5 protein-coding genes are annotated in these 2,777 nt (G+C 39.1%); 3 read left to right on the top strand and 2 right to left on the bottom strand.

Going from position 1 to position 2,777, the window contains the following annotated elements:
• The first annotated feature begins 40 nt into the window (after positions 1–40).
• The 3 genes from BAZSYMA_RS06125 to hisH all read left to right on the top strand — a co-directional run bounded on the left by BAZSYMA_RS06125 (position 41) and on the right by hisH (position 2,415).
• Positions 41–1,066, top strand: coding sequence for an aspartate-semialdehyde dehydrogenase (locus tag BAZSYMA_RS06125; RefSeq protein WP_090716731.1), 1,026 nt, complete (start codon positions 41–43; stop codon positions 1,064–1,066).
• Between the two features lie 83 nt (positions 1,067–1,149).
• The gene (gene hisB / locus BAZSYMA_RS06120) at positions 1,150–1,731 is read left to right on the top strand and encodes an imidazoleglycerol-phosphate dehydratase HisB (RefSeq protein WP_090716729.1); all 582 of its coding nucleotides are present in this window, start codon (positions 1,150–1,152) and stop codon (positions 1,729–1,731) included.
• Between the two features lie 6 nt (positions 1,732–1,737).
• On the top strand, positions 1,738–2,415 hold the full coding sequence (gene hisH / locus BAZSYMA_RS06115; protein WP_090716727.1) for an imidazole glycerol phosphate synthase subunit HisH: 678 nt from the start codon (positions 1,738–1,740) through the stop codon (positions 2,413–2,415).
• Here hisH and BAZSYMA_RS06110 read toward each other — a convergent pair.
• Positions 2,399–2,650, bottom strand: coding sequence for a TfoX/Sxy family DNA transformation protein (locus BAZSYMA_RS06110; protein WP_090716724.1), 252 nt, complete (start codon positions 2,648–2,650; stop codon positions 2,399–2,401). The two genes, hisH and BAZSYMA_RS06110, sit on opposite strands and share 17 nt — an antisense overlap.
• Positions 2,643–2,777 (bottom strand): fructosamine kinase family protein (locus BAZSYMA_RS06105; RefSeq protein ID WP_143243124.1); only part of this gene is annotated, 135 nt, incomplete at its 5' end. The genes BAZSYMA_RS06110 and BAZSYMA_RS06105, both read right to left, overlap by 8 nt.

Below are 2,777 nucleotides of genomic sequence, written 5' to 3'. Positions count from 1 at the left end.
AAAGAAAAAAGAAAAAAGAAAAAAGGAAAAGATAATGAAAATGAGTAAGAAATATGATGTTTGTGTTGTGGGCGCAACTGGTGCAGTGGGCGAGACCATTCTTTCTATTTTAGATGAGCGAGATTTCCCGATTAATAATTTATATCCATTAGCCAGTAAAAATTCAGCGGGTAAGAGGGTATTTTGTCAGGGAAAAAGCTGGACAGTGCAGGACTTAGACACCTTTGATTTCTCTCAGGCGCAAGTGGGTTTATTTTCAGCAGGTGGTAGCATTTCTGAAAAATATGCACCGATTGCAGCTGAGGCGGGCTGTATAGTGATTGATAATACGGCACATTTTCGTCGTGATAAAGATGTCCCTCTGGTAGTACCTGAGGTCAATCCACACGCGATTGCAGGTTATACACAACGAAATATTATTGCCAATCCAAATTGTTCCACCATTCAAATGTTGGTGGCACTCAAGCCGATTTATGATGCGGTGGGTATTGAACGAATCAATGTAGCGACTTATCAGGCGGTATCAGGCTCTGGTAAGGAGGCGATTAGTGAATTAATTGACCAAGCCACTAAATTATTAAGTGGCAATACTGAGGTTGATGTTAAGGTTTACCCAAAACAGATTGCGTTTAATGTGGTTCCGCATATTGATGTGTTTCAAGAGAATGGCTACACTAAAGAAGAGATGAAAATGGTGTGGGAGACGCAAAAGATTTTTGAAGATGATGATATTTTGGTTAATCCTACTGCAGTTCGTGTGCCAGTAATTTATGGACATTCTGAAGCGATTAATATTGAAACTAAGAAAAAGATTACTGCTGTTGAAGCAACTAAGATTTTATCCAAAGCGAGTGGTGTGACGGTGATGGATAAGCGTGAAGATGGTGGTTATGCCACACCATTTGTAGAAGCAACTAACCACAATGACACATTTGTGAGCCGCATTCGTGAAGATATTTCTCATGAGAAAGGTTTAAACTTATGGGTAGTTTCTGATAATATTCGCAAGGGAGCAGCATTGAACAGTATTCAGATCGCTGAGATTTTGATTCAGGAATATTTGTAAACCATGTCATAAGGACTGCCGACTAAGGGCTTTATTGCCATTAATAGTTATAATAATAAGACAATTGAGATTGCAAAATGAATATGATTAAAGTATCTAGAAAAACCAACGAAACCGACATTGTTGTAGAGTTAAATTTATATGGCACAGGCCAGGCAAATATTGACACTGGCGTGGCATTTTTAGATCATATGTTGGACCAAATTGCACGCCATGGTTTGATGGATTTAACCATTAAATGTGATGGCGATACGCAGATTGATGATCATCACAGCGTTGAAGATATTGGTATTACGCTGGGTCAGGCATTTGCAAAAGCAGCAGGTGATAAGGCAGGTTTGACTCGTTATGGGCATGCTTATGTGCCATTAGATGAGGCATTATCACGCGTGGTGTTAGACTTATCGGGTCGCCCAGGTTTAGAGCTTAATGTGAATTTTACCCGTGCGATGATTGGTACTTTTGATGTGGATTTAATTTCAGAATTTTTCCGAGGTTTTGTTAATCACGCCTTAATTACTTTGCATATTGATAATTTGCGTGGAGTCAATGCTCACCATCAAGCAGAAACGATTTTTAAGGCGTTTGGTAGAGCGCTTAGAATGGCAGTTACACCAGATGAGCGTCAGGCAGGCGTTATTCCATCAACTAAAGGCACGCTGTAAAAGACAATGTCCCAGAGTATTGCAATTGTTGATTACGGTATGGGTAATGTTCGTAGTGTACAAAAGGCATTAGAGCATGTGGCGCCGAATGATAAAATCTTTCTTACCGATAATGCAGATTTAATTAATGATGCAGACCGACTTGTATTTCCAGGGCAGGGCGCAATCGGTGCGTGCATGCAAAAGTTAAATGAGCGCCAATTAGTTGATGTGATTAAACAAGCTGCAGATAAAAAACCTTTTTTGGGTATTTGCTTAGGTTTGCAACTGTTATTTGACCATTCACAGGAAAATGGTGGTGTCCAAGGGCTGTCTATTCTTGCAGGCGAGATTGTGCATTTTCCAAAAAATGAATTGCATTCACAGGGCGCAAGTTTTGTCGTAACGGAAAAAACACCAACTAATTCAACTTTAAAAATCCCACATATGGGCTGGAATAAGGTCAAGCAAACGCAACAACATCCACTTTGGCACGATATTGAAGATAATGCGCGTTTTTATAGTGTGCACAGTTATTATGTTAAGCAGGATGATGAGTCAGTGGTTGCTGGGTCAAGTGATTATGGTATTGACTTTACTTGTGCGGTTGCCAAAGATAATCTATTTGCGGTGCAATTCCACCCTGAAAAATCTCAGCATGACGGTTTGCAATTACTTAAAAATTTTGTTAATTGGGATATCTAAGATTGTCTAATTCAATAAGTAAGCGTGTTTTATCATGATGTGCAACATCTAACCAAGAACGATTCTCCAGTGCACCAACTAAAGCGTACAAAAAACACAAATACGGCTCTTTCATTCTAATATAAGCTTCTAGCGCACCAATCTTTTCCAAATCTTTTTTCGTGTACACTCCAATAGCATTTAATTGTTGTTCGCTGGTAACCCCTAGACCTTTTAGTTGTGAAATTTCACCCATATAATGCATTATAGCAATTCATTACATTAGCGTGATAGCCACCGCCAAAGATATTCAAATGATTTAAGTAATGGTATAGCATATATAAGGGTTTACGCCTATCAAAACCTGCATCAAATGGATAAGT

It is taken from the genome of Bathymodiolus azoricus thioautotrophic gill symbiont, from assembly GCF_001298715.1.
GTDB lineage: Bacteria > Pseudomonadota > Gammaproteobacteria > PS1 > Pseudothioglobaceae > Thiodubiliella.
Note: the sequence above shows the minus strand (reverse complement) of the source record. Positions and strands in the feature narration are given on the sequence as shown.

What these genes read in the sequence shown, in the direction of transcription:
- BAZSYMA_RS06125 (WP_090716731.1), top strand. Translation starts at nt 41, where the DNA reads ATGAGTAAGAAATATGATGTTTGTGTTGTGGGCGCAACTGGTGCAGTG.
- hisB (WP_090716729.1), top strand. Translation starts at nt 1,150, where the DNA reads ATGATTAAAGTATCTAGAAAAACCAACGAAACCGACATTGTTGTAGAG.
- hisH (WP_090716727.1), top strand. Translation starts at nt 1,738, where the DNA reads ATGTCCCAGAGTATTGCAATTGTTGATTACGGTATGGGTAATGTTCGT.
- BAZSYMA_RS06110 (WP_090716724.1), bottom strand. Translation starts at nt 2,650, where the DNA reads ATGGGTGAAATTTCACAACTAAAAGGTCTAGGGGTTACCAGCGAACAA.